Origin of the sequence: Trinickia dabaoshanensis (assembly GCF_002879885.1) — a bacterium.
GTDB classification, from domain to species: domain Bacteria; phylum Pseudomonadota; class Gammaproteobacteria; order Burkholderiales; family Burkholderiaceae; genus Trinickia; species Trinickia dabaoshanensis.
In genome coordinates, this window is the sequence record NZ_PNYA01000001.1 from 261,854 (window position 1) to 284,442 (window position 22,589).

Consider the following 22,589-nt stretch of genomic DNA (forward strand, 5'->3'; position numbering starts at 1 on the left):
AGATTAGTTCAATTGCGCGTGAAGCAGCGAGATGATGTTTTTGGCCTCGGCCGACGCGTCGATCTGGCCATTGGCGTCGAGCACCGATACCTCGGTGCCGGACCCGTTGCCGCGCACGTTCACCAGGAATTCCTTGCCGGTCTTTTGCTTCGGCGCGCTGCTGAAGAACAGCTTGCCGAACAGCCCATCGCGCTTGAGTTCTTCCGTCGAGTCGGCGTAACGAACGTAGTAGAGGCCCTTTTCGCGATCGCGATTGTCGACCGTGAAGTTCGTGCGATCGAGCGCAAGACCCACGCGCAACCAGGCGACGTCGAATCGATCGGCGAGCGCGAGCGTCGTTGCCCCGCCGCTCATATCGACCGTGGCAGGCGCCGACGCGGACCGCGCATCGGTCAGCAACTGCTTCGATTGCGCATCGGTCAAGCCGAATTGCTCCATCAGCTTGGCGAGGAACACGGCTTCGAGCACCGGGTTGCGCGGACGCTCGACCCAGCGCGAGGAATCTTTGTCCTGCCCCGTCAACATCTCTTCGAGCGCGCTATGCGTGATCGAGATATCGGTCGAGCCGTCGGCCCCGCGTACGACCAGGGTACGGAAGCGGTCGCGCGTGCCAGACGAGTACGCGAAATCGATCAAGTGGCCGATCGTGCGGCGGAACCAGTCGTCCGGAATGTTGGCGCGGTTCTCGGCCCAATCGGTCGTCATGATGCCCGTTGCCGGGGTATCGGTCTTGAGCACGAAGCCGTTGTTCTTCCAGAACTCTTCGAGCTGCGGCCACAACTGCTCGGGCGAGCGCCCGTCGACGACGAGCCAACGGCGATCGCCGTCGCGTTCGACATGCATGCCGAGCGGATCGTGCGCCGTCGGCACACCCTCGCTCGAATTGCCGGCCGCGGTGACGTTACGCGTGGGCGCGCCGCCCAACGCGGCGCTGACCGGCGGCGCGGTGTACTGCGGCTGCGTCTTCGCTTCTTGCAGGTCGCTCGGCACCTTCAGCGGCGGGGCCGAACCCGTCGTCTTGTAATCGACGCGGTCGGAGGCGAACCAATCGTTGAGCGTATCGCAGCCCGCGAGCGAGGAAATCGCGAGCACGAGCGCGGCTGCGCGGATGGCATGGATGGAGAAAGCGGAACGTTTCATGAGGTCCTTCGTGATGCGCAACCGACGGCGCCGAGCGTATGACTCAGACACGGTATCGACGTCGATGAATGCAATGAATCCGATGCGGCCGCGACGCTGCCCGCTCGGCCCTGTTAGGCCAACAGGCCCGCTTCGGCGAGCGCGGCGCGTACCGTCTCGTGGCACCGCGAATCGAGCGGCGTGAGCGGCAGCCGAATGCCGCCCTTCATCCGCCCCATCTGCTCGAGCGCCCATTTCACCGGAATCGGATTCGATTCGATGAACAGGTGCTTGTGCAGCGAGAGCAGCTTGAAATGAATATCGCGCGCCGTCTTCACGTCGCCCGCGAGCGCCGCCTTGCACAGCTCGCTCATCGCGCGCGGCGCGACGTTCGCCGTCACGGAGATGTTGCCGTGCCCGCCCAGGAGCATCAGCGCGATCGCCGTCGGGTCGTCGCCGCTGAAAATCGAGAAATGCGCGGGGGCGGCTTTGATCAGTTGCGCCGCGCGGTCGATGTTGCCCGTGGCGTCCTTGATACCGATGATGCCGGGCACTTGCGCGAGGCGCAGCGCCGTCTCGTTCGACATATCGGCAACGGTGCGGCCCGGCACGTTGTACAGGATGACGGGGAGATCGACCGATTCCGCGATTTTCGCGAAATGGCGATAGATCCCCTCTTGCGTCGGCTTGTTGTAGTACGGCACGACTTGCAGCGTGGCATCCGCGCCGACGGCCTTCGCTTGTTTCGTCAGCTCGACCGCCTCGACGGTCGAATTGCCGCCCGCGCCGGCGATGACGGGGATGCGCCCGGCCGTATGTTCCACGGCCGTCTTGATCATGAGAATGTGCTCTTCGACCGACAACGTGGCCGATTCGCCGCTCGTTCCGACGACCACGAGCGCGTCGGTCCCTTCGTCGATATGCCAGTCGATCAGCTTGCGAAACGCCGGCAGATCGAGCCCGCCGTCTTCGAGCATCGGCGTGACGATCGCAGGAATGCTGCCGCGAATGCGCAGGCCGCCTTGGGTGCCGCTGGATGTGCCGTTAGCCATGAAACGCCATGAATTCAAACGTGAAAGCGCGATTGTAGCGGATTAGCCGCCCAAATCGTAACGTGCGAGCGCCGCGCCTTCGATCGCGCTCTCGCCGCGCGGCAGAACCGGCAGCGCGGCGCAGATGCGCTGGACGAAAGCGGGCCGCGGCAATGCCACGTAACCGTCTTCGTACGCGACGACCGTCAACTGCCCGTGAACGGCTTCCAGCAACTCGCCGGGAGCCAGCAAGAACGCCGGATTCGACGGCTTTCCGAGCGTCTCGTTGCCGCGGGCGAACGTCTCGTAGAGCAAAATCCCGCCCGGCGCCAGCCACTGAGCAAGCCGCGGCAGCAGCGGCCGGTACAGGTAGTTCGTGACGACGACCGCCGAAAAGCGCTGCGCCGGCGGCAGCGGCCAAGCGCTGCCGTCCTCGAGGTCGGCGCAGACGGTATGCACGCCGTCGATCGAGGCCAGCGCGGCGAGCGCGGGCTGTGCGCGATCGATCGCGACGACCGGATGCCCTCGGCTCGCGAACCAGCGCGCATGGCGGCCGCTGCCGGCCGCGATATCGAGCACCGCGCCACCCGGCGCGACGAGGTGGGACCAGCGCGCGATCCACGGCGAAGGCTCGCTCCCGCCTTCGTTAGGCGAGCGCGGCGCGCTATCGTGAATACCGGGGATGTCGTGCGTGGCGCTCATCCGCGCCCGCTCCCGCCTCGCTGCCCCCGCGACGGCCTCATGAGTACGACAGCCCCATCGCCTCGCGCACGTCGCGCATCGTTTCCGTCGCGAACTTGCGCGCCTTGTCGCAGCCGTCGGCGACGATCGCGCGAAGCAAAGACGGATCGTCCATGTATTTCTGCGCGCGTTCGAGCATCGGCTGTTGTTCGCGCAAAATGCCTTCGATCACGGGCTGCTTGCATTCGAGGCAGCCGATCCCGGCTGAGCGGCAACCCTTTTGCACCCATTCGTGCGTCGATTCGTCGGAATAGACCTGATGCAGTTGCCAAACCGGGCACTTGTCCGGATCGCCCGGATCGGTGCGGCGCACACGCGCCGGGTCGGTCGGCATCGTGCGGACCTTCTTCGTGATCGTCTCGGCATCCTCACGCAGACCGATCGTGTTGCCGTAAGACTTCGACATTTTCTGCCCGTCGAGACCCGGCATGCGCGACGCCTTCGTCAGCATCACTTGCGGCTCGACGAGGATGATCTTGCGCGAACCTTCGAGATAGCCGAACAGCCGCTCGCGATCGCTCATCGACAGGCTTTGCGACTCTTGCAGCATCGCGCGTGCTTGCTCGAGCGCCTCGTCGTCCCCGTCCTGCTGATACGCGACGCGCAACTCGTGATAGAGCTTGGCGCGCTTGCCGCCGAGCTTTTTCGCCGCTTCGAGCGCCTTTTCCTCGAAGCCCGGCTCGCGCCCATACAGGTGGTTGAAACGGCGGGCGATCTCGCGCGTCATCTCGACGTGCGGCACCTGGTCCTCGCCCACGGGCACGAGCGAAGCGCGGTACAGCAAAATGTCGGCGGCCATCAGCACCGGATAGCCGAGGAAGCCGTACGTGGACAAGTCTTTGTCCTTGAGCTTCTCCATCTGCTCCTTATAGGTCGGCACGCGTTCGAGCCAGCCAAGCGGCGCGCTCATGCCGAGCAGCAGCGCCAGTTCGGCGTGCTCGGGCACGCGGCTCTGGATGAACAGCGTCGCCTGCGCCGGATCGATACCGGAGGCCAGCCAATCGATCAGCACTTCCCAAACGTTCTTTTCGATGACCTCGGGCGTTTCGTAGTGCGTGGTGAGCGCGTGCCAATCGACGACGCAAAAGAAACACGGGTATTCCGATTGGAGCCGGACCCAGTTCTTGAGGACACCGTGGTAGTGGCCGAGGTGGAGCGACCCGGTGGGGCGCATGCCGGAGAAGATGCGGTCTGGAAACATGGTGTCAGTTCAGAAGCGAAGCAAGAGGAGTCAGGATGGTCGTGACGGCATCGTAGCCGATCGATACGAGCGGACGCAGCCAAATCTTCGTCAACAGGCCCGTCATGACGAGCGCCATGACGATGAAAAACCCGTACGGTTCCAAGCGCGCCAGCGCGATCGCGGGGCGCGGCGGCAACAGCGCCGTCAGCACGCGCCCGCCGTCGAGCGGCGGCAGCGGAAAGAGGTTCAGCACGCACAGCACCAGATTGACGACGACACCGGCCTCGGCCATGCGCGTGAAAAACGGCTCGTCGACGCCGGCCGCGATCAGCAGCACGCCGAGCAAGCGCCACAAAAGCGCTTGAATGAAGTTGCAAAGCGGTCCGGCCAGCGCGACCCAAAACGTGCCCCAGCGCGGATTGCGCAGATTGCGAAACGCGACGGGAACGGGCTTCGCATACCCGAACATGAATGCGCCGCCCGTGGCGAAATAAAGCAGCAGCGGGATCGCGATCGTACCGAGCGGGTCGATGTGCCGCATCGGATTGAACGAGACGCGCCCCATCAGATAGGCGGTGTTGTCGCCCAACATGCGCGCGACGTAACCATGCGCGGCCTCGTGCAGCGTAATCGCGAAGATCACCGGCAACGCGTAGACGACGATCGTCTGGATCAAAGAAGGATTCATGGGAGCATTGTAACAAGCACCGGGTCGCGTCCCGCCGCCGGGCTCACTTCGCCACCAGCCCGAACGGCTCGAGCGCCCCGCGTCCGGCCCGCACCAGCATCGGTTCTTCGCCCGTCAGATCGATAACGCTCGACGGTTCGCGCGGACAGGCGCCACCATCGATAACGAGATCGATCTGCTTTTCGAGACGAGACCGGATCTCTTCCGGATCGTTGAGCGGCTCTTGCTCGCCGGGCAAGATCAGTGTGGTCGCGATCAAAGGCTCGCCCAACGCCTCGAGTAGCGCGAGCGTGATCGCGTGATCGGGAACGCGCAGGCCGATCGTCTTGCGCGACGGGTGCGAGAGACGCCGCGGCACCTCTTTTGTCGCCAGCAGGATGAAGACGTAAGGGCCCGGCGTGACGGACTTGATAAGCCTGAACTGGCGATTGTCGACCATCGCGAACGTGGCAAGCTCCGACAGATCGCGCACGAGCAGCGACAAGTTCTGCCGCTCGTCGAGCCCCCGAATGCGCCGCAAGCGCGTCACGGCGTCTTTATCGTCGAGCCGGCACGCCAGCGCGTAGCTCGAATCGGTCGGCAGCGCGATCACGCCGCCATCCTTCACGATTTGGATGGCCTGCGCGATCAGCCGAGGCTGCGGATTGTCTGGATGAATCCTAAAAAATTGGGACATGAGCGAGCAGTCGGTGAGCCGGCGGAAATCGCGACGCCCGGGTATGGGCCTCGCGCGGCGTGGCAACCGATCGAGCGGGCCACGCGCGCTTCTCGAGCGAAGGCGTTAAAGCCAACGCTCCCAAACCGGCGTGAGATCGGACGGCAACGACGGCAGCTTGCCGAGTTCGGTGCGCCCTTCCGACGGCGCGTGGAAGTCGGAGCCGCGCGATGCCTCGAAACCGAAGCGGCGCGCGACGTCGGCATATTCTCGGTATTGATCGGGCGTATGGCTGCCCGTGACGACTTCGATGGCCTTGCCGCCCAAATCCAGGAATTGGCCGAACAGCGTGTCGAACTCGAGCTGCGTGTATTTATAGCGGCCGGGGTGGGCAATCACGGCCACGCCGCCCGCGGCATGAATCCACCGCGCGGCGTCTTCGAGCGTTGCCCACCGATGCGGCACGTAGCCCGGCTTGCCTTCGCCGAGGTAGCGGTCGAAAACGTCGGGCGTCGAGGCGGCATACCCGCGCTCCACGAGGAAACGCGCGAAGTGCGTGCGCGAAATCAGCTCGGGATTCGACACGTAACGCAGCGCGCCCTCGTAGGCGCCCTCGATTCCGAGCTCGGCAAGCGCATCGCTCATGGCCCGCGCGCGCGCGCCGCGTCCGTTGCGCGTGGCATGGAGCCCCGCGAGAAGTTCGGCGCACGACGGATCGATACCGAGGCCGACGACGTGCAGGGTGCGCGACGCCCACGTGACCGATATTTCGACCCCGCACACGTAGCGCATGCCGAGCGATTCGGCTTCGCCGCGCGCCTGCGCCTGCCCCGACACCTCGTCGTGATCGGTCAACGCCCACAGCGTGACCCCGCCCGCGTGCGCGCGGCGCGCGACTTCGGCAGGCGTAAGCTGACCGTCGGAGACGTTCGAATGGCAATGGAGATCGGCGTTCATGCTGTAGGGATCGAGTGATAACGCTATTTTACCCGCAACGCCCGAAATCAGCCGCTAGCCATTCTGTCGACGACGCGCCGCGACGCGACGCGAAATGCCACCCCACCGGCCTCGTCGCTTTCCTTATGCGCAAAAAGCCTCGATCAGTGCTGCCACTTGCTCCGGTTGATCGTGGTGAACCATATGGCCGGCATCCTCGATCAATTTTTCCCGCCAGTCGGGGAACGCCGAGAAACGCGCTTTGTACTCGGGCAGCGGGATGGCGCCGGCCAACATCGCCAAGGTCGGCGAGGCGACGGCCTCGACGTGCAGCACTTTCGCGGCAACGCGCGACCACACCGCCATGACTTCGTCCAAGCGGTACAACATCGGCCCATGATGTTTGTGCGCCGGATCGGCGAGCAACATATAGCGGCCGTCCTCGCCGAGCTTGGACCAGTGGCGCGCCAAAAACAGCGCGCGTTCGGGGGCGAGCCTCGGATTGGTCTTCATCAAGCGCGCGGCCACTTCGTCGAGCGTGGCGTAGGTCTTGAGACGGGCAGGCTCGCGGATATCGTCGAGCCAGCTCGCCAAGCGGCGCGGCCATTCGCTCGGGTGGGCGGGCGCCAGCCCGAACCCCTCCAAATCGACGACCCGCCGCACGCGCTCGGGACGCGCCCCCGCGTACAAGCAGACGACATTGGCGCCCATGCTGTGCCCGACGAGGTTGACTTGTCCCGAAGGCGCGTAATGGTCGAGCAGCGCATCGAGGTCGGCCAGATAGTCGTGAAACCAGTAATGGCCGCCGCCCCGCTCGGCCACCGGCCAATCGGACAACCCGAAGCCCCGCGCGTCCGGCGCGATGACCTGCCAATCGCCGCCGAGCGCGTCGACGACGAATTGGAACGACGCCGAAACGTCCATCCAGCCGTGCAGCATGAAAAGCGCGGGCGCGTCGGGGCTTCCCCAACGCCGAACGTGAAGCTTGACGCCACGGACGGTGACGAAATCGGATTGCGGGTGGTTCATGGGCAGTGTCGACGAACATCGAAAAAAAGAATGATCGTTCGATTATAGCGCCGCGCTCGGATCGTGCGCCGCCAAGGCCGCCAGTTCCACTTCGTCGAACCCCGCCTCGCGCCGCGCGTCGAAATTGAAAGGGCCGCGCAACCGGGGCGCGCGGTACGTCTCGGAGAGCCGCGCATAGGTCGCATGCGGCTCGAGCCCTCTTTGGTCGCACAAGTACCGGAACCAATGATTGCCGATACGCACGTGCCCGATCTCGTCGCGCAAGATGACATCCAAAATCGCCGCGGACGCCTCGTCTCCGGCCTGCACGAGGCGTGCGCGGATCGGCGGCGAAGCGTCGAGCCCGCGTGCCTCCAACGTGCGGGGCACGAGCGCGATCCGCGCGAGCACGTCGTCGCGCGTGCGCGCGCACATGTCCCACAACCCGTCGTGGGCCGGGAAATCGCCGTAGCAGTGGCCGAACTCGAGCAATCGTGCTTGCAGCAATCCGAAATGGCGCGCTTCCTCGGCGGCGACGCGCAGCCAGTCGGCGTAAAACGCGTCCGGCATGCCGGCAAAGCGCCAGATCGCGTCGAGCGCCAAGTTGATTGCATTGAATTCGATATGCGCGATCGCGTGCAGCAAGACGGCGCGCCCCGCTTCCGTTTGCATGCCGCGGTGACGCAGCGACCGCGGCTCGACAAGTTCGGGCTTCGCGGGGCGCCCCGGCAAGCCGGGCGGCTCCTCGAGCGATACCTCCGGCAGGCACACCGCTCGCCCGGCCCGATACCGGTCGTGCAACGCCTCCACGGCGGCGATCTTGGCGCCGGGTTCGCTTTCGCCAAGCGCGGCCAGCGCCGAGCGGCGCAGGTCGGAATCGTCGAGAGGAACAGGGGTGGAGCGAGGGCGATTCATCGATAAAGGATCACGTAGCGGGATACAGGGCAAGATTCGGGGCGACGGCCGGCGCGCGGATAGCGGCGCGAGCGCAACGAGGCATGAGCGGACCGTTTACAATATGCGATTCGACACCTGCGCGTGGCCGGGCCGATGCCGCGGCATTGTACCGCCGAGCCCCGCCCGACCAAGGAGATATTGTGCCGATCTACAAGCTGGGAGAACACGCCCCGACGATTCATGAAAGCGTCTTCGTGGCCGATACCGCCACGATCGTCGGCAAGGTAACGCTCGAGGAAAACGCGAGCGTGTGGTTCGGCGCCGCCATTCGCGGCGACAACGAACCGATCGCAATCGGCTGCGGCAGCAACGTGCAAGAAGGCGCGGTCCTGCACACCGACCCCGGCCGACCGCTGTCGATCGGCCGCGACGTGACGGTCGGACACCAAGCCATGCTGCATGGATGCACGATCGGAGACGGTTCCCTAGTGGGTATTCAAGCGGTGGTCTTGAATGGAGCGGTGATCGGCCGCAACTGTCTGATCGGTGCGGGCAGTGTCGTCACCGAAAACAAGACGTTCCCCGAGCGTTCGCTGATTCTGGGCGCGCCCGCGCGCGTGGCCCGTGAATTGACGGACGAGGAGGTCGAACGCCTCGCCCAGAGCGCCAAAAGCTATGTCGAACGTCGCGAGCTGTTCAAGGCACAGCTCGTGCGGATCGGCTGATACGAGGCGCCGCTTCGCCGCCGATCTTTCGGCGGCATCGATGATTGAAGGATGAGTTGTGGACGATCAGCTGCAAAAATTTCTGTTCGCCGCCGCGCCCGTGCGCGGTGAAATCGTGTCCCTGCGCAACACCTGGCAGGAGGTACTCGCACGCCGGCAATACCCCACGGCCGTGCGCGAGATTCTCGGCGAGATGATGGCGGCGTGTGCGCTGCTGTCGGCGAACCTGAAGTTCGACGGCACGATGATCATGCAGATCTTCGGAGACGGACCGATCAAGATGCTCGTCGTGCAATGCAGCTCGTCGCTTACGATGCGTGCGACGGCAAAGATTTCGACCGAGTTCGATCCGACGCTCAGCGAAAGCCTGTCATTCGTCGAATTGCTCAACGCGAGCGGCCACGGCCGGTGCGTGATCACGCTCGATCCAAACGACAAATTGCCAGGCCAACAGCCGTATCAAGGCATCGTGCCGCTGAACGGCATGGACGGCCCCTTGGCATCGATCGCGCAAGTGCTCGAGCACTACATGCATCACTCCGAACAGCTCGATACGCGGCTATGGCTCGCGGCCAATACCGAGCGTGCCGTCGGCATGCTGCTGCAAAAGCTGCCCGGTGACGGCGGCATCGTCCCCCATGCGGGCGAGCACGACGCCGATACCTGGGAGCGCGTTTGCGTGCTTGGCGGCACGCTCTCGCAAGACGAGTTGCTCAAGGAAGAACCGCAAACGCTGTTCCGGCGCCTGTTCTGGCAAGAGAACGTGCAGCACTTCGCACCGACGCTCACGCGCTTCGAATGCAGCTGCTCGCGCGAACGCGTGGGGTCGATGCTCAAGTTGCTGGGGCGCGGCGAAGTCGACAGCGTGATCGTCGAACAAGGCCGAGTGGAAATCCACTGCGAATACTGCAATCAGCGCTACGAGTTCGATCCTGTCGACGTCGCGCAATTGTTCGCAGCCACCGAGGTTGCCTCCGGGGTCGCACCGGTTCAGTCGCAGCGGCACTGAGCGCTGGCTGCCCACACGTTGCCTCTGTCGGGTACGCCCAAGTTCACATGAGTTCGCATCCGGAGTTCGCCCTATGAATGCTTCGCTCCGTCCGCTTCACTCGTTCGCGTCAGCGCTTGCGCTCGCGCCAAATCGCATTGGCATGCGGGCCGCCGGCGCCGTCGTCGTCCTTGCGTTGTCGGGGTGCGTCGTCGCCCCGCCGCCCGGGCCCATTTTGAGCCGTCTCGCGCCCGGCCAGCCCGGCGCGGCCGAAAGCGCCCACCCGCTCAGTCCCGAGGAGCAAAAGCGCTACGCCGAGATCGACAAGCAAGTGATCCGCGAGCAAAACGAGGCGATCGCCGCCGATGCATGGGTGCGCTACTACGCACCGAGCTACTACTCGGCGCCGGTTACGTTCGGCGGGTATTACGGTGGATATGGCGGATGGAACAGCGGGTGGGGAATGAGTTACTACAGCCCCGGCTACTATCCGGGCTGGTGGTGGTGAGCGGTAAACCGTAGCCGCGGCGCACTCCAAGCGCGCTTCGATCGCGCGCCGTTCCACGGTCGACGCAAAACACCCTAGCGGTGCTTCGGTTCGGCACCGTGCTTTGCCTTCTCGGCAGCGTGCTTCTTGTCCCCGCGTTTCGGCTTCTCGCGCGAAACGGGATTAGGCACGACACTGACGGGTGCGGCCGATACTTCGCCGCGCGTCGAGGTATTACTCGGGACGAGCGTGGCCGGCACACTCGAGTTGGCGTTCGGCGAGACGAATTGAACGAACACTTCGCCGCCCTTCACCATCCCCATCTCATAGCGCGCGCGCTCCTCGACGGCGGCCGTGCCGTTTTGCAAATCTTGAACTTCACCCTCGATCCGTTCGTTACGCAGTTTTTCGTCCGCGTTCTTTTGTAGCTGGGCCGCCAATTCGCCGCGCAACTCGTGAACACTCAACCATCCGCCGTGGCCCCACCAAAGCGGATACTGAATCATCGCGAGCAGAGCGAGAAGGACAACAGTGACGATGCGCATTCGAAAGGCCGCGGATTCAAAATCGCCCCGGCTGCCCCGAAGGATATCCCCTCGGGGGTCGAGCACGGGGCGCAATGCTAAACGAACGAGCTAGGCTGCGAGCGCGTCAACGCAAGTTATAGAACGTCGACTTGCCCGGGTAGCTGGCGATATCGCCGAGATCTTCCTCGATACGCAGCAATTGGTTGTACTTCGAGATGCGATCGCTGCGCGAGAGCGAACCGGTCTTGATCTGGCCGGCATTCAGGCCCACGGCGATATCGGCGATCGTCGAGTCTTCCGTCTCGCCCGAACGGTGCGAAATCACGGCCGTGTAGCCGGCGCGCTTGGCCATCTCGATCGCAGCGAACGTTTCCGTCAGCGTACCGATTTGGTTGATCTTGATCAGGATCGAGTTCGCGATGCCCTTCTCGATGCCTTCTTTCAGAATGCGCGTGTTCGTCACGAACAGATCGTCGCCCACGAGCTGAATCTTCTTGCCGAGCTTGTCGGTCAGGAGCTTCCAGCCGTCCCAGTCGCTTTCGTGCATGCCGTCCTCGATCGAGACGATCGGGAATTTGTCGGCGAGCGTGGCGAGGTAATCGGTGAACTCGGCCGACGACAGTTGCAGGCCTTCGCCCGCCAACTGGTACTTGCCGTCATGGTAGAACTCGCTGGCCGCGCAATCGAGCGCGAGCAGCACGTCTTCACCGGCGCGGTAGCCAGCCTTCTCGATCGCTTGCAGGATCGCCGACAGGCATTCGGCGTTGCTGCCGAAGTTCGGTGCGAAGCCGCCTTCGTCGCCCACCGCCGTGCTCATGCCGCGGTCGGACAAAATCTTCTTCAGTGCGTGGAACACTTCCGCGCCGCAACGCAGCGCTTCGCGGAACGTCGGCTGGCTGACCGGGACGATCATGAACTCTTGAATGTCCAGGCTATTGTTCGCGTGCGCGCCGCCGTTGACGATGTTCATCATCGGCACCGGCAATTGCATCGCGCCCGAACCGCCGAAGTAACGGTAGAGCGGCAGGCCTGCTTCTTCGGCGGCAGCCTTCGCAACCGCCATCGACACGGCCAGCATCGCGTTCGCGCCCAGGCGCGACTTGTTGTCGGTACCGTCGAGCTCGAGCAGCGTCTTGTCGAGGAACGCTTGCTCCGATGCGTCGAGCCCCATGATCGCTTCGGAAATCTCGGTGTTGATATGCTCGACCGCCTTGAGCACGCCTTTGCCGTTATAGCGGCCGGCTTCGCCGTCACGCAACTCGATCGCTTCGCGCGAGCCCGTGGACGCGCCCGACGGCACGGCCGCACGGCCCATCGTGCCCGATTCGAGCAGCACATCGCATTCGACGGTCGGGTTGCCTCGCGAATCCAAAATCTCACGGCCGATGATATCTACGATTGCACTCATGATTTCCTCTTAGATAACGATGACTTCTCTTCTTTCTTGACGGGTGCAGTCAGTTGAAATCGCGCTCGATGAACGGAGTGCGTTTCACGACGGTATCCAAAGCGACCAGCGTCTCCAGCAAGTCGCTCATGCGCCGCAGCGGAACGGCATTGGGGCCGTCCGACAGCGCGCAGGCGGGATCGGGGTGCGTCTCCATGAACAGGCCCGCGACGCCCACGGCCACGGCCGCGCGCGACAGCACGGGCACGAACTCGCGCTGGCCGCCCGAGCTCGTACCCTGCCCGCCCGGCAACTGCACCGAGTGGGTGGCGTCGAACACCACGGGCGCGCCCGTCTCGCGCATGATCGCGAGCGAACGCATATCGGAAACGAGATTGTTGTAGCCGAACGAGACGCCACGCTCGCAGGCGAGGAAGCGGTCTTCCGACAGACCGGCGTCACGCGCCGCATCGCGCGCCTTGTCGATCACGTTCTTCATGTCGTGCGGCGCGAGAAACTGGCCCTTCTTGATGTTCACGGGCTTGCCCGAGCGCGCGCAAGCATGGATGAAATCGGTCTGGCGGCACAGGAACGCCGGCGTTTGCAGCACATCGACGACCGAAGCGACTTGCTCGATCTCGTCGATGGCGTGCACGTCCGTCAGGACGGGCACCGCCAGCTGGCGTTTGACCTCGGACAGAATGCGCAGACCCTCGTCCATCCCGAGTCCGCGGAACGACTTGCCCGAGCTGCGATTGGCCTTGTCGTACGAGGATTTGTAGATGAACGGGATGCCGAGCTTGGCGCAAATCTCCTTGAGCCGGCCCGCCGTATCGATGGTCATTTGCTCGGATTCGACGACACAGGTGCCCGCGATCAGAAAAAACGGCTTATCGAGGCCGACCTCGAAGTCGCACAGCTTCATGCCTTCTCCTTGCGCGCTTCGTGACAGGCCAGTGCCGCTTCGACGAACGACTTGAACAGCGGATGGCCGTCGCGCGGCGTCGACGTGAATTCGGGGTGGAACTGCACGCCGACGAACCAGGGATGCATGCTGCGCGGCAGCTCCATCATTTCCGGCAAGTCTTCGCTCGGCGTGCGCGCGCTGATGATAAGGCCGCCGGATTCGAGTTGCGGCACGTAGCGGTTATTGACTTCATAACGGTGGCGATGGCGCTCGTTCACATCCTTGCCGTAAATTTCCTCGGCGAGCGTGCCGGCCTTGACCGGGCAACGTTGGGAACCCAAGCGCATCGTGCCGCCGAGATCCGAGTCGTCCGAACGTTTCTCGACACGGCCTTCGCGGTCGTACCATTCGGTGATCAGCGCAACGACGCGGTGGGCCGTGGCGGCATCGAACTCCGTGCTGTTGGCGCCTTGCAGACCGACGACGTCACGGGCGAATTCGATGACGGCCAATTGCATGCCGAGACAGATGCCGAGATACGGCACTTTCGCTTCACGCGCATAGCGGATCGCCGCGATCTTGCCTTCCGTGCCGCGACGGCCGAAGCCGCCCGGCACCAGCACGGCGTCGAGGTGCTTGAGGCTATCCACGCCCTGCGCTTCGATCTCTTCCGAATCGATGTACTCGATATTGACCTTCGTCGACGTATGCACCGACGCATGGCGCAGCGCTTCGATCAGCGATTTGTACGATTCGGTCAGATCGACGTATTTACCGACCATGCCGATCGTGACTTCGTGCTTTGGATGCTCGAGCTTGTCGACGATCGACGACCACATCGTCAAATCGGCCGGCTTCGGTTGAAGCTTCAGTTCGTCGCAAATAATGCTGTCGAGCCCCTGGTCGTGCAGCATTTGCGGAATCTTATAGATGCTATCGGCGTCCCATACCGAAATGACGGCTTCTTCGGGCACGTTCGAGAACATCGAGATCTTCTTGCGCTCGTCGTCCGGAATCGGTCGATCGGCACGGCACAGCAGCACGTGCGGCAAGATCCCGATCTCGCGCAGCTTTTGCACGCTGTGCTGGGTCGGCTTGGTCTTGAGCTCGCCGGCCGTCGCGATGAACGGCACGAGCGTGAGGTGCACGAAGCAGGCGCTATTGCGGCCCAGGCGCAAGCTCATTTGGCGCGCAGCCTCGAGGAACGGCAACGATTCGATGTCGCCCACCGTCCCGCCGATTTCGACGATCGCCACGTCGGGCTCGCCGCACGTGGCCGATGCCGCGCCGCGCTCGATAAACGCCTGGATCTCGTTCGTGATGTGCGGAATCACCTGCACCGTCTTGCCGAGGTAATCGCCCCGGCGCTCCTTGCGGATCACCGATTCGTAGATCTGCCCGGTCGTGAAGTTGTTCGCGCGGCGCATCTTCGTACTGATGAACCGCTCGTAGTGGCCGAGGTCCAGATCCGTCTCCGCGCCGTCTTCGGTCACGAATACTTCCCCGTGTTGGAACGGGCTCATCGTGCCGGGATCGACGTTGATGTAGGGATCGAGTTTGAGGAGGGTGACTTTCAGACCGCGCGATTCGAGGATCGCGGCGAGAGAAGCGGCGGCAATGCCCTTGCCGAGGGACGACACTACGCCGCCGGTGACGAAAACAAATTTGGTCATCGCTGGATGCTCGCGGGAAAAACGGATTATACCTTAGGGTCCGCCCTCAGTTGGAACACACGTGCGTTGTCCCGAGAACACAGTTCCGAGCCCGCTTGCACGTTGAGCACCCGCTGCCCTACTGCGCCTCGCGCAGCGCCCGCAGCATCCGTTGCAACGCTCGCGCCGTCTCGATCGGACGCTCCATCGGGAACAAATGGCTACCCTCCATCCATTCGATACGGCCGCGCGCGGCACGCTGCGTCGCGTCGAGCCCGACCTGGCGAATTTCCTTCGAATGGGTGCCCGCTATAAAGCCGAGCGGCACCGGCGCGCCGTGCGCAAGCCGCGGGCCGAGCGTCCGGGGCAATGTCCGGTAAATCCGGTATTCGATGTCCCGATCGAACGCGAGTGTGCGTTTGCCGTCCGGCGAGCATGGCGGAATGCCGAAATCGATGTAATCGGACAACACGCGCTCGTCCCAACGGGCGAAGGCGCTCTTCGCATGAAAATGGCGCCACGCCTCTTCGCGGCTCGCCCAGTGGGTGCGCCGCTTGCGCGTGGCCGCCGCCGGAGAGAGCCGCTCGTCGAGCCCCGTCCATTGTGTGAAACGCAGCACGTTCGCGCGCCAGCCGGCGATGACCGGCGAGTCGAGCATGACGACCCCGCGTACCCATTGCGGATGCTTGAGCGCGGCCATCAGCGACAGATACCCGCCCAGCGAATGGCCGACGAGCCACACGGGACGCTCATAGCGCCGGCCGATATCGGCCAGCAATTCCTCGACGAGATGCGGCCAATCGCTCGTGACCGGATAATGGGGATCGTGGCCGATTCGCTCGATGTAGCGAAGCTCGTAATCATCGGAGAGTTCGGCGAACATCGTCCGGTAGATCGACGCCGGAAAACCGTTCGCATGCGAAAAGTGGATGATGTCTTTCAAGCGTCGCCGCCTCCAGGTTCGTTGGTCTTTTATCGGCCCATCCAATAGCGGGCGTGCGACGTTCGGTAGCGCTCGAGCATCAGCCGGCCGTTGCTCGATGCAATCCGCACCGCGCCGTCGCGATCGGTCCGCGCAAGCGCGATGCCGCGCGCCTGAAAGCGAGACCAGACGCCCGGATGGGGATGGCGAAAGCGATTGCGATAGCCTACCTGAAATACGGCCACGCGCGGATCGACCGAGTCGAGGAAAGGCTCGGTCGACGAAGTCTTGCTCCCGTGATGGGCGACAAGCAATACGTCCGCGCGCAGCGCCTCGGGCGCGCGGCGTACCAACACGCGCTCGGTGGGCGCGCCGATGTCGCCCGTCAGCAACGCGCTCATGCCCGGGGCGCTGATCTTCAGCACGCACGATTGCTCGTTCGAGCGCCGCGGCAGCGGGCCCGGATCGGGCCAGAGCACCTCGAAATCCACGCCGTCCCAATGCCAGCGCTGGCCCGCCGCGCACCGCAGGTGCCCGGCGCGTGCCTCGCGGGCCTTGTCCCACACACGGTGCCGGCCCGGCAATGCTCCCACCACTTGCGCGACCTCCGAGGAGTCGAGCACCGCGGGTACGCCGCCCGCATGGTCGGCGTCGCCATGGCTCACCATCAGCGCATCGAGCCGAGCGACGCCATCCGCGCGCAGATAGGGCACGACGATACGCGCGCCCGCGTTGGTCGATTCGGGTCCCGTGCCCGCATCGAACAACAGAGTGCGGCGCTGTGTCTCGACGACGATCGCCGCACCTTGGCCGACGTCGAGCGCCGTGAGCCGAAATGCGCCCTGCTCGACGCCGGAAGGCGGCGGCACGGCCAGCGGCAGCCATGCAAGCGGCGCGGCCCAGCGCAACGGCCACCCACGCGGCATCAAACAAAGCGCGACGCCGGCGAGTGCCGATGCGAGTGCCCAAAGCGACGGCTGCGGCGGATACACCTCGGCCCACGACGCTTGCGCAAGCGCGGTCAACAGCCGCATCAGCGGCACCAAGAGCGTATGCGCAAGCTCGTAGGCGAGCGCATCGAGCGGCGCGGGCAGCGCCAACGCGACCAGGATGACCGGCACGACGAACACGCCGACCCACGGCACCGCCACCGCGTTGGCGAGCGGGCCGGCCAGCGAGACTTGCGAGAACCAAAACGCCGTCAGCGGCGCCAAACCGATCGTCACGGCCCATTGCGCGCGAGCCGCTTCGCCGCCTCGTCGGCGCACGGTCGCGAGACGGCGGCGCCACGACGCTCGCGCGCCCCGATCCGAGCGCGCGAGCGCCAGCGGCCAAGCCGGGTCCGTCGCACGGGCGGATTCGCAGGCGTCGTCGATCCCCTGCTCTTGCTCGCGCAGGCGCAGCCGGCCCCGCATGGCGAACGCGATGCACGCTACCGCGCCGAACGACAACCAGAACCCGGCCGCCGTCACCGCCCATGGATCGACGGCGAGCACGAGCGCCGCCGCCCATGCCAACACGAGAGAGAAGGCGACGCCCCGCCCCAGCAAAAACGCCGCGTTCACGACGACGAGCATCCAAAGCGCGCGCTGCGCCGGCACGTTGAATCCGGCCAGCGCGGCATAGCCCGCCGCGCTGGCCGCGGCAGCCACGGCCGCGACGATCGGCGTGGGCACGAGCAGCGGCCATTCTCGCGCGCCGCGACGGGCGAGCATCGCGCCCAATCCGCACGAGCGGCGCCAGACCCATGCTGCGAGCGCGGCGCAAAGCCCCGCGACGAACCCGATATGCAATCCCGAAACCGCGACCAAATGGCTCGTTCCCGTGCGGCGCAATGCAACGCGATCGGCTTCGGCGATCATGTCCTGCGCGCCGATGGCGAGCGCCGTTACCATACCGCGATGCGGGGCATCCGCGAGCGTCTGCGCCACCCGCTCACGCAACGCGAAGCGCAGGCGGTCGATGGCCGCGCCGCCGCCTGCGGCGTCCGGCAGCCTCCGCGTGCCGGCGCTCGCCACGACGTAGCCCGTTGCGCGAATACCGCGCGCGAGCCATGCGGCCTCGGCGTCGTAGCCGCCGAAGTTCGCGTAACCATGAGGGCGTTTGAGGCGGACCGTGAGGCGCCATCGGTCGCCCGGCTTCAATAGCGGCACGTCGCGCGCACCGGCGCGGGCCCAACTGAGTTGCACCATCGACGGAAAGCGTTCGATGCCCGTCGCGCGCCGAACGTCGTCGAGGTCGTGCGCATCGAGGACGAACGAGAATCGCGTGCTCCCAGCGCCCTGCACCGGCAGACCACGTACGTGCCCGCTCAGCGTGAGATCACGCAATTCCCAGGCACTCGGCAGCGCTTCGGCGATCCGCAGTTCGGCGCGCATCGCGGCGTAGCCGTAACCTGCGATGACGGCGGCAGCGAAGAGCGCGGCGCCCATCAAGCGCGATCCCGACCGCCCCCACGCATACCGGGCCGCTCCCAACGCGGCAGCGAGCGACGCGCCGAGCACGATCCATTGCCCCTGCCCCGGCAATGCCGCGCACTGCTGCAGCCCCATGATGCCGAGCGCGAATCCGATCAGCATCGCCCGCATTTGCCTCCCCTTCGATCAACGCGCCGGCATGCGAAATCGCCCCGTGAGCCGCGGCCCGGGGTTCAATGCATCGAACGGCGCGAACGAAGGTCGATTATGCGCAAGCGAGCGCGAGACGGGGCAACGCACCATGAGCGTTGGCCATTGTGCCTACCGCAAGCTCATCGATCGCCATGTCGCGCAATTCGGCGATCACTGCGCCGATGCGCGGTACTTGATCGGGCGTGTTGCGCTGCTTATAGAGCCAGGAGGGGGAAATATCGGGCGCATCGGTTTCCACGACGATCGCCTCGAGCGGCAGTTGCGCGGCGAGCCGCCGGATTTGCCGCGAACGCTCGAACGTCACATTGCCGCCGAAACCGAGCCGCATACCTTGATCGATAAACGCGCCCGCTTGCTGAAAGCTGCCGTTGAACGCGTGCGCGATGCCGCCTTTGACCGCGTACCGGCGCAAGCCTTTGAGCACGAGATCCTGCGACTTGCGCACGTGGCAAATAACGGGCAATTCGAACTCGCGCGCCAGCTTCAGTTGCGCATCGTAGAAATAACGCTGGCGGGTATCGTCGAGATCCGGCACGAAGTAGTCGAGGCCGATTTCTCCGATGCCGACGAAACGCGAATCGGACAAACTCGCCTCGATCTCGCTACGCAATATATCGAGATCGGCCTCGTTCGCGTGCCGGGTAAACAGCGGATGAATGCCGAGTGCGTAGACGCCGCCCGCCGTCCGATGCGCGAGCGCGCGCACGACCGAGAAATTCTCGCGCGACACCGCCGGAATGACGATGCGCGCGACACCGCTCGCCTGCGCCGCCAGTGCGACCGCTTCACGATCGCCGTCGAACTCGCCGGCGTCCAGATGACAGTGCGTATCGATCCACATGGCGGCTATCGCGGCGGGCGGGTTAGACGGGCACGGACGGCTCTTCGTGGAGAAGCCCGTCGCGCAATCGCATGATCCGATCGCAACGTGCGGCCAAGTCCACGTCGTGCGTGACGATGACGAAGCTCGTCTCCAGCGTGGCGGAGAGCTCGAGCATGAGATTGAAGACGTTGTCGGCTGTGGCGCCGTCGAGATTGCCGGTGGGCTCGTCGGCCAGCACGCAAGCGGGCTTCGTCACGAGCGCACGCGCGATCGCCACGCGCTGCCGCTCGCCGCCCGAAAGCTCGCCCGGCCGATGCTTCGCGCGGTGCGCTAGACCCACGCGCTCGAGCATCGCGAGCGCTTCGCGGCGCGCTGCCTCGGGGGCGAGGCGGCGAATGCGCAACGGCATCGCGACGTTGTCCAGCGCGCTGAATTCGGCAAGCAAATGATGAAACTGATAAACGAAGCCGAGCGCGCGGTTGCGCAGATCGTTGCGCTCGCGTTCGCCCAGTTCCGTGAACGGCCGCCCCAAGATGGACACCCTGCCGGCGCTCGGCTCGTCGAGGCCGCCCAGTACGTGCAACAGCGTGCTCTTGCCGGAGCCCGACGCACCGACGATCGCCAGCTTCTCGCCGCGCCGCACGCAAAGGTCGGCGCCGCTGAGCACCGGTACGTTGAGCCCGCCTTGTACGAACGCCTTCGAGATGGCGTGCGCCTCCAAGACATATTGCGACGATTGCGGCGATTGCGGCGATTGGCCGGATTGTCCGGATTGCGGCGTGCTCGATGCGGCGCGTCGCTGGTCGATCATGAATTCGTTACTCATAGCGCAATGCCTCCGCCGGACGCACCTTCGCGCCGCGCCAGCTCGGGTACAGCGTAGCCAGGGCCGACAAGACGAATGCGATGACGCCGATCCTCGCCACGTCGGCCGGGACGAGCTCCGAGGGCAGCTCGCTGATGAAATAGACCGACGGCGGCAAGAACTGCACGCCGAGCAGATGTTCGATCATCGGCACGAGCCACGGAATGCTCCAGGCGATCAGGCAACCGAGCGCGACGCCCGAGGCCGTTCCCACGAAGCCGATCGTGATCCCCTGCACGAAAAAGATCTTCATGATCGAGCCGGGCTGCGCACCGAGCGTGCGTAGGATCGCGATATCGGCCTGCTTGTTCGTCACGGTCATCACGAGCGACGAAACGAGATTGAACGCGGCCACGGCAATGATCAGCGTCAGGATCACGAACATCATGCGCTTTTCGATCTTGACGGCCGAGAACCAGGTCTTGTTCTGCTGCGTCCAGTCGCGAATGTAAAGATCGCCCGAGAGCGTATGCGAGAGTTCGCGCGCGACGCGCGGCGCCTCTTGCATATCCTTGAGCCTCAGTCTCACGCCCGTGGGCGCGGCGGTGCGAAACAGCACCTCGGCATCATGGATGTTGATGAGCGCCAGCGAGCTGTCGTATTCGTAGTGGCCCGATTGGAACACCCCGCTCACGTTGAACTGCTTCAAGCGCGGCAACATGCCGGCCGGCGTGAGCGAACCCTCGGGTGCGACGAGCGTGATCTTGTCGCCGACCGCCACGCCGAGATTAGCCGCCAAATCGGCCCCGAGCACGATGTTGAACTGCCCTGGCATCAGATCCGTCAAGCGGCCGGCTTTCATATCCTTGCCGATGTCCGATACCTGCGGTTCGAGCGAAGGCTCGACCCCGCGCAGCGCCACACCGCTCACGGCGTCCTGACGCGTCAGCAGCGCTTGGGCGTCGACGTAAGGGGCCGCGCCGATCACGGCGGGATTGCGGCGCGCCTCGAAGGCGGTGCGCTGCCAATCGGGCATCGAGCCGGTCGGCGAAAAGATCTCGACGTGCGCAAGCACCGAGAGCATGCGGTCGCGCACTTCTTTCTGAAAACCGTTCATGACGGAAAGCACGACGATCAGCGCCGCGACACCGAGTGCGATACCCGACATCGACACGAGGGCGATGAAAGAAATGAAGCCGTTGCCTGTCGTGCGCTTGCCGGCGCGCGTATAGCGCCAGCCGATTTGCCATTCGTAAGGGAGTTTCAAGCGAATCCTTCAATTTTTTGCAGCCACCGCAGCCAACACACGCACCGCCGGGTAAGCGGCGCGCCGACCGGCTCGCAATGCGCGTGCCGCGCGAGCGCGGCGCCGATCAAGCGCGCAGTTTGCCATACAATGCGCACCATCATGCATCCCAACCGTCTTCATCTCCTGTTGCCGTTCGCGCTGCCCGCGGCGGCCGATGCCTCCAGCGCGCTGCACGAATTGCGCAGCCCGGCGCTCGACAAACTGCTGGCGCGCGCCACGCTCGTCGAGCGCGTGGCCGGCGAGGACTTCCAGCGCACGTTGCCCCACGAGCGATGGGTCGCCCGTCAATTCGGCGCCGTTGCCTCGAACGCGGCCGACGAAGCGCCGCTCGCGCCCTATATGCTACTCGCCGACGGCGGCACGCCCGGCACCGCCGAGTGGGCCTGCGTCGAACCCGTGCACGTACGCATTGCGCACGACCATCTCGTGCTGATCGATCCGTCGGCGCTCGATCTGTCAGAGCAGGACGCCGGCGCGCTGCTTGCCGTGGCCAAGCCGTTGATCGAGGAATTGGGGGTGCGCATCGAGGCGCCCAGCGCCCGCCGCTGGTACCTCTCGGGCGACGTACTCGGCAAGCTCGCGGGCGCTTCGCCGCTGCGCGCGAGCGGCCGCAGCATCGAGATCTGGCTGCCCCACGATGCGCATTCAGGGCAACGCTCGCGCATGTGGATGAAGCTGCAAAACGAAGTGCAGATGGGATGGTTCGAACACCCCGTCAACGAGGCGCGGGAGGCGCGCGGCTTGCCTGCCGTCAATTCGATCTGGCTGCACGCGCAAGGCACCGAGCAAGCGGTGCGCAGCCCGTTCGCCCGGGTGCTCTCCGATGCACCCGCCACGCGCGGGCTCGCGCTGGCCGCCGCCGTCGAAAATGCCGCCGCCCCGGGCTCGTTCAAGACCATGCCGCCGCTCGGCGCCGGTACGACCCTCGTCGAATTGAACCCGTTCGCGGCGCCGTTCATCGCCCAGGACTGGGCAGCGTGGCAAGCGGTGCTCGACCGGCTCGAGGACGAGTGGTTCGCGCCCGCGCTCGCCGCGCTCGACGCGGGTACCCTCGGCGCACTAACCTTGACGTTGGCGAGCGACACCGGCTCGATTACGCTCGCGGCAACGCGAGGCGACCTGCGCAAGTTTTGGCGCCGGCGCGTGCTCGCGTCGCTTCTCGAATGACG

General features: G+C 65.0%; 22 protein-coding genes. 4 read left to right on the top strand and 18 right to left on the bottom strand.

Going from position 1 to position 22,589, the window contains the following annotated elements:
• Nucleotides 1-3 precede the first annotated feature (3 nt).
• The 9 genes from bamC to C0Z18_RS01250 form a co-directional block, all read right to left on the bottom strand.
• A complete protein-coding gene (gene bamC / locus C0Z18_RS01210; RefSeq protein WP_102643683.1) occupies nt 4-1,140 on the bottom strand; it encodes an outer membrane protein assembly factor BamC in 1,137 nt (378 codons plus the stop codon).
• Between the two features lie 113 nt (nt 1,141-1,253).
• Nucleotides 1,254-2,171, bottom strand: a complete 918-nt coding sequence (gene dapA, locus C0Z18_RS01215) for a 4-hydroxy-tetrahydrodipicolinate synthase (RefSeq protein WP_102643526.1) — start codon at nt 2,169-2,171, stop codon at nt 1,254-1,256.
• 42 nt (nt 2,172-2,213) lie between these two features.
• Complete coding sequence (locus C0Z18_RS01220) at nt 2,214-2,852, bottom strand: class I SAM-dependent methyltransferase (protein ID WP_146013905.1); 639 nt, start codon at nt 2,850-2,852, stop codon at nt 2,214-2,216.
• Between the two features lie 37 nt (nt 2,853-2,889).
• Nucleotides 2,890-4,092: a tryptophan--tRNA ligase gene (locus C0Z18_RS01225; protein WP_102643527.1), complete on the bottom strand. Its 1,203-nt coding sequence runs from the start codon at nt 4,090-4,092 to the stop codon at nt 2,890-2,892.
• Between the two features lie 4 nt (nt 4,093-4,096).
• Nucleotides 4,097-4,762, bottom strand: a complete 666-nt coding sequence (locus C0Z18_RS01230) for a site-2 protease family protein (protein WP_102643528.1) — start codon at nt 4,760-4,762, stop codon at nt 4,097-4,099.
• 43 nt (nt 4,763-4,805) lie between these two features.
• Nucleotides 4,806-5,438 (bottom strand): L-threonylcarbamoyladenylate synthase, encoded by a 633-nt coding sequence (locus C0Z18_RS01235; RefSeq protein WP_102643529.1) that lies wholly within the window; start codon nt 5,436-5,438, stop codon nt 4,806-4,808.
• Nucleotides 5,439-5,543: 105 nt separating this feature from the next.
• The gene (locus C0Z18_RS01240; protein ID WP_102643530.1) at nt 5,544-6,374 is read right to left on the bottom strand and encodes a 3',5'-nucleoside bisphosphate phosphatase; all 831 of its coding nucleotides are present in this window, start codon (nt 6,372-6,374) and stop codon (nt 5,544-5,546) included.
• A gap of 123 nt (nt 6,375-6,497) precedes the next feature.
• Nucleotides 6,498-7,382, bottom strand: coding sequence for an alpha/beta fold hydrolase (locus C0Z18_RS01245; RefSeq protein ID WP_102643531.1), 885 nt, complete (start codon nt 7,380-7,382; stop codon nt 6,498-6,500).
• 42 nt (nt 7,383-7,424) lie between these two features.
• On the bottom strand, nt 7,425-8,276 hold the full coding sequence (locus tag C0Z18_RS01250; protein WP_102643532.1) for a ferritin-like domain-containing protein: 852 nt from the start codon (nt 8,274-8,276) through the stop codon (nt 7,425-7,427).
• Between the two features lie 182 nt (nt 8,277-8,458).
• On the opposite strand from C0Z18_RS01250, the gene C0Z18_RS01255 reads away from it, so the two are divergent.
• From C0Z18_RS01255 to C0Z18_RS01265, 3 genes are all read left to right on the top strand, one after another.
• Nucleotides 8,459-8,983 (top strand): gamma carbonic anhydrase family protein, encoded by a 525-nt coding sequence (locus C0Z18_RS01255; RefSeq protein WP_102643684.1) that lies wholly within the window; start codon nt 8,459-8,461, stop codon nt 8,981-8,983.
• Nucleotides 8,984-9,041: 58 nt separating this feature from the next.
• On the top strand, nt 9,042-9,992 hold the full coding sequence (gene hslO, locus C0Z18_RS01260) for an Hsp33 family molecular chaperone HslO (protein ID WP_102643533.1): 951 nt from the start codon (nt 9,042-9,044) through the stop codon (nt 9,990-9,992).
• Between the two features lie 142 nt (nt 9,993-10,134).
• Nucleotides 10,135-10,479, top strand: a complete 345-nt coding sequence (locus C0Z18_RS01265) for a hypothetical protein (protein ID WP_102643685.1) — start codon at nt 10,135-10,137, stop codon at nt 10,477-10,479.
• A gap of 74 nt (nt 10,480-10,553) precedes the next feature.
• Here the strand turns inward: C0Z18_RS01265 and ftsB are convergent, their stop codons facing one another.
• The 9 genes from ftsB to C0Z18_RS01310 form a co-directional block, all read right to left on the bottom strand.
• A complete protein-coding gene (gene ftsB / locus C0Z18_RS01270; protein WP_102643534.1) occupies nt 10,554-11,003 on the bottom strand; it encodes a cell division protein FtsB in 450 nt (149 codons plus the stop codon).
• A gap of 106 nt (nt 11,004-11,109) precedes the next feature.
• The gene (gene eno / locus C0Z18_RS01275) at nt 11,110-12,393 is read right to left on the bottom strand and encodes a phosphopyruvate hydratase (RefSeq protein WP_102611888.1); all 1,284 of its coding nucleotides are present in this window, start codon (nt 12,391-12,393) and stop codon (nt 11,110-11,112) included.
• Between the two features lie 49 nt (nt 12,394-12,442).
• A complete protein-coding gene (gene kdsA / locus C0Z18_RS01280; protein ID WP_102643535.1) occupies nt 12,443-13,297 on the bottom strand; it encodes a 3-deoxy-8-phosphooctulonate synthase in 855 nt (284 codons plus the stop codon).
• Complete coding sequence (locus tag C0Z18_RS01285; protein ID WP_102643536.1) at nt 13,294-14,952, bottom strand: CTP synthase; 1,659 nt, start codon at nt 14,950-14,952, stop codon at nt 13,294-13,296. The genes kdsA and C0Z18_RS01285 overlap by 4 nt, the downstream gene beginning before the upstream one ends.
• A 118-nt stretch (nt 14,953-15,070) precedes the next feature.
• The gene (locus tag C0Z18_RS01290; protein WP_102643537.1) at nt 15,071-15,874 is read right to left on the bottom strand and encodes an alpha/beta fold hydrolase; all 804 of its coding nucleotides are present in this window, start codon (nt 15,872-15,874) and stop codon (nt 15,071-15,073) included.
• 29 nt (nt 15,875-15,903) lie between these two features.
• Nucleotides 15,904-18,441, bottom strand: coding sequence for a DNA internalization-related competence protein ComEC/Rec2 (locus C0Z18_RS01295; protein ID WP_102643538.1), 2,538 nt, complete (start codon nt 18,439-18,441; stop codon nt 15,904-15,906).
• A gap of 94 nt (nt 18,442-18,535) precedes the next feature.
• A complete protein-coding gene (locus C0Z18_RS01300; RefSeq protein WP_102643539.1) occupies nt 18,536-19,324 on the bottom strand; it encodes a TatD family hydrolase in 789 nt (262 codons plus the stop codon).
• A gap of 22 nt (nt 19,325-19,346) precedes the next feature.
• Nucleotides 19,347-20,132 (bottom strand): ABC transporter ATP-binding protein, encoded by a 786-nt coding sequence (locus tag C0Z18_RS01305; RefSeq protein ID WP_233216798.1) that lies wholly within the window; start codon nt 20,130-20,132, stop codon nt 19,347-19,349.
• Nucleotides 20,125-21,378: a lipoprotein-releasing ABC transporter permease subunit gene (locus C0Z18_RS01310; RefSeq protein WP_102643540.1), complete on the bottom strand. Its 1,254-nt coding sequence runs from the start codon at nt 21,376-21,378 to the stop codon at nt 20,125-20,127. The genes C0Z18_RS01305 and C0Z18_RS01310 overlap by 8 nt, the downstream gene beginning before the upstream one ends.
• Before the next feature lie 129 nt (nt 21,379-21,507).
• Here C0Z18_RS01310 and C0Z18_RS01315 point away from each other — a divergent pair, with 129 nt between their 5' ends.
• Nucleotides 21,508-22,587: a regulator gene (locus C0Z18_RS01315; RefSeq protein WP_102643541.1), complete on the top strand. Its 1,080-nt coding sequence runs from the start codon at nt 21,508-21,510 to the stop codon at nt 22,585-22,587.
• The last annotated feature ends 2 nt before the right edge of the window (nt 22,588-22,589 follow it).

Coding starts and splice junctions, on each gene's coding strand:
- bamC (WP_102643683.1), bottom strand. CDS start 1,140: ATGAAACGTTCCGCTTTCTCCATCCATGCCATCCGCGCAGCCGCGCTC.
- dapA (WP_102643526.1), bottom strand. CDS start 2,171: ATGGCTAACGGCACATCCAGCGGCACCCAAGGCGGCCTGCGCATTCGC.
- C0Z18_RS01220 (WP_146013905.1), bottom strand. CDS start 2,852: ATGAGCGCCACGCACGACATCCCCGGTATTCACGATAGCGCGCCGCGC.
- C0Z18_RS01225 (WP_102643527.1), bottom strand. CDS start 4,092: ATGTTTCCAGACCGCATCTTCTCCGGCATGCGCCCCACCGGGTCGCTC.
- C0Z18_RS01230 (WP_102643528.1), bottom strand. CDS start 4,762: ATGAATCCTTCTTTGATCCAGACGATCGTCGTCTACGCGTTGCCGGTG.
- C0Z18_RS01235 (WP_102643529.1), bottom strand. CDS start 5,438: ATGTCCCAATTTTTTAGGATTCATCCAGACAATCCGCAGCCTCGGCTG.
- C0Z18_RS01240 (WP_102643530.1), bottom strand. CDS start 6,374: ATGAACGCCGATCTCCATTGCCATTCGAACGTCTCCGACGGTCAGCTT.
- C0Z18_RS01245 (WP_102643531.1), bottom strand. CDS start 7,382: ATGAACCACCCGCAATCCGATTTCGTCACCGTCCGTGGCGTCAAGCTT.
- C0Z18_RS01250 (WP_102643532.1), bottom strand. CDS start 8,276: ATGAATCGCCCTCGCTCCACCCCTGTTCCTCTCGACGATTCCGACCTG.
- C0Z18_RS01265 (WP_102643685.1), top strand. CDS start 10,135: ATGCGGGCCGCCGGCGCCGTCGTCGTCCTTGCGTTGTCGGGGTGCGTC.
- ftsB (WP_102643534.1), bottom strand. CDS start 11,003: ATGCGCATCGTCACTGTTGTCCTTCTCGCTCTGCTCGCGATGATTCAG.
- eno (WP_102611888.1), bottom strand. CDS start 12,393: ATGAGTGCAATCGTAGATATCATCGGCCGTGAGATTTTGGATTCGCGA.
- kdsA (WP_102643535.1), bottom strand. CDS start 13,297: ATGAAGCTGTGCGACTTCGAGGTCGGCCTCGATAAGCCGTTTTTTCTG.
- C0Z18_RS01285 (WP_102643536.1), bottom strand. CDS start 14,952: ATGACCAAATTTGTTTTCGTCACCGGCGGCGTAGTGTCGTCCCTCGGC.
- C0Z18_RS01295 (WP_102643538.1), bottom strand. CDS start 18,441: ATGCGGGCGATGCTGATCGGATTCGCGCTCGGCATCATGGGGCTGCAG.
- C0Z18_RS01300 (WP_102643539.1), bottom strand. CDS start 19,324: ATGTGGATCGATACGCACTGTCATCTGGACGCCGGCGAGTTCGACGGC.
- C0Z18_RS01305 (WP_233216798.1), bottom strand. CDS start 20,132: ATGAGTAACGAATTCATGATCGACCAGCGACGCGCCGCATCGAGCACG.
- C0Z18_RS01315 (WP_102643541.1), top strand. CDS start 21,508: ATGCGCACCATCATGCATCCCAACCGTCTTCATCTCCTGTTGCCGTTC.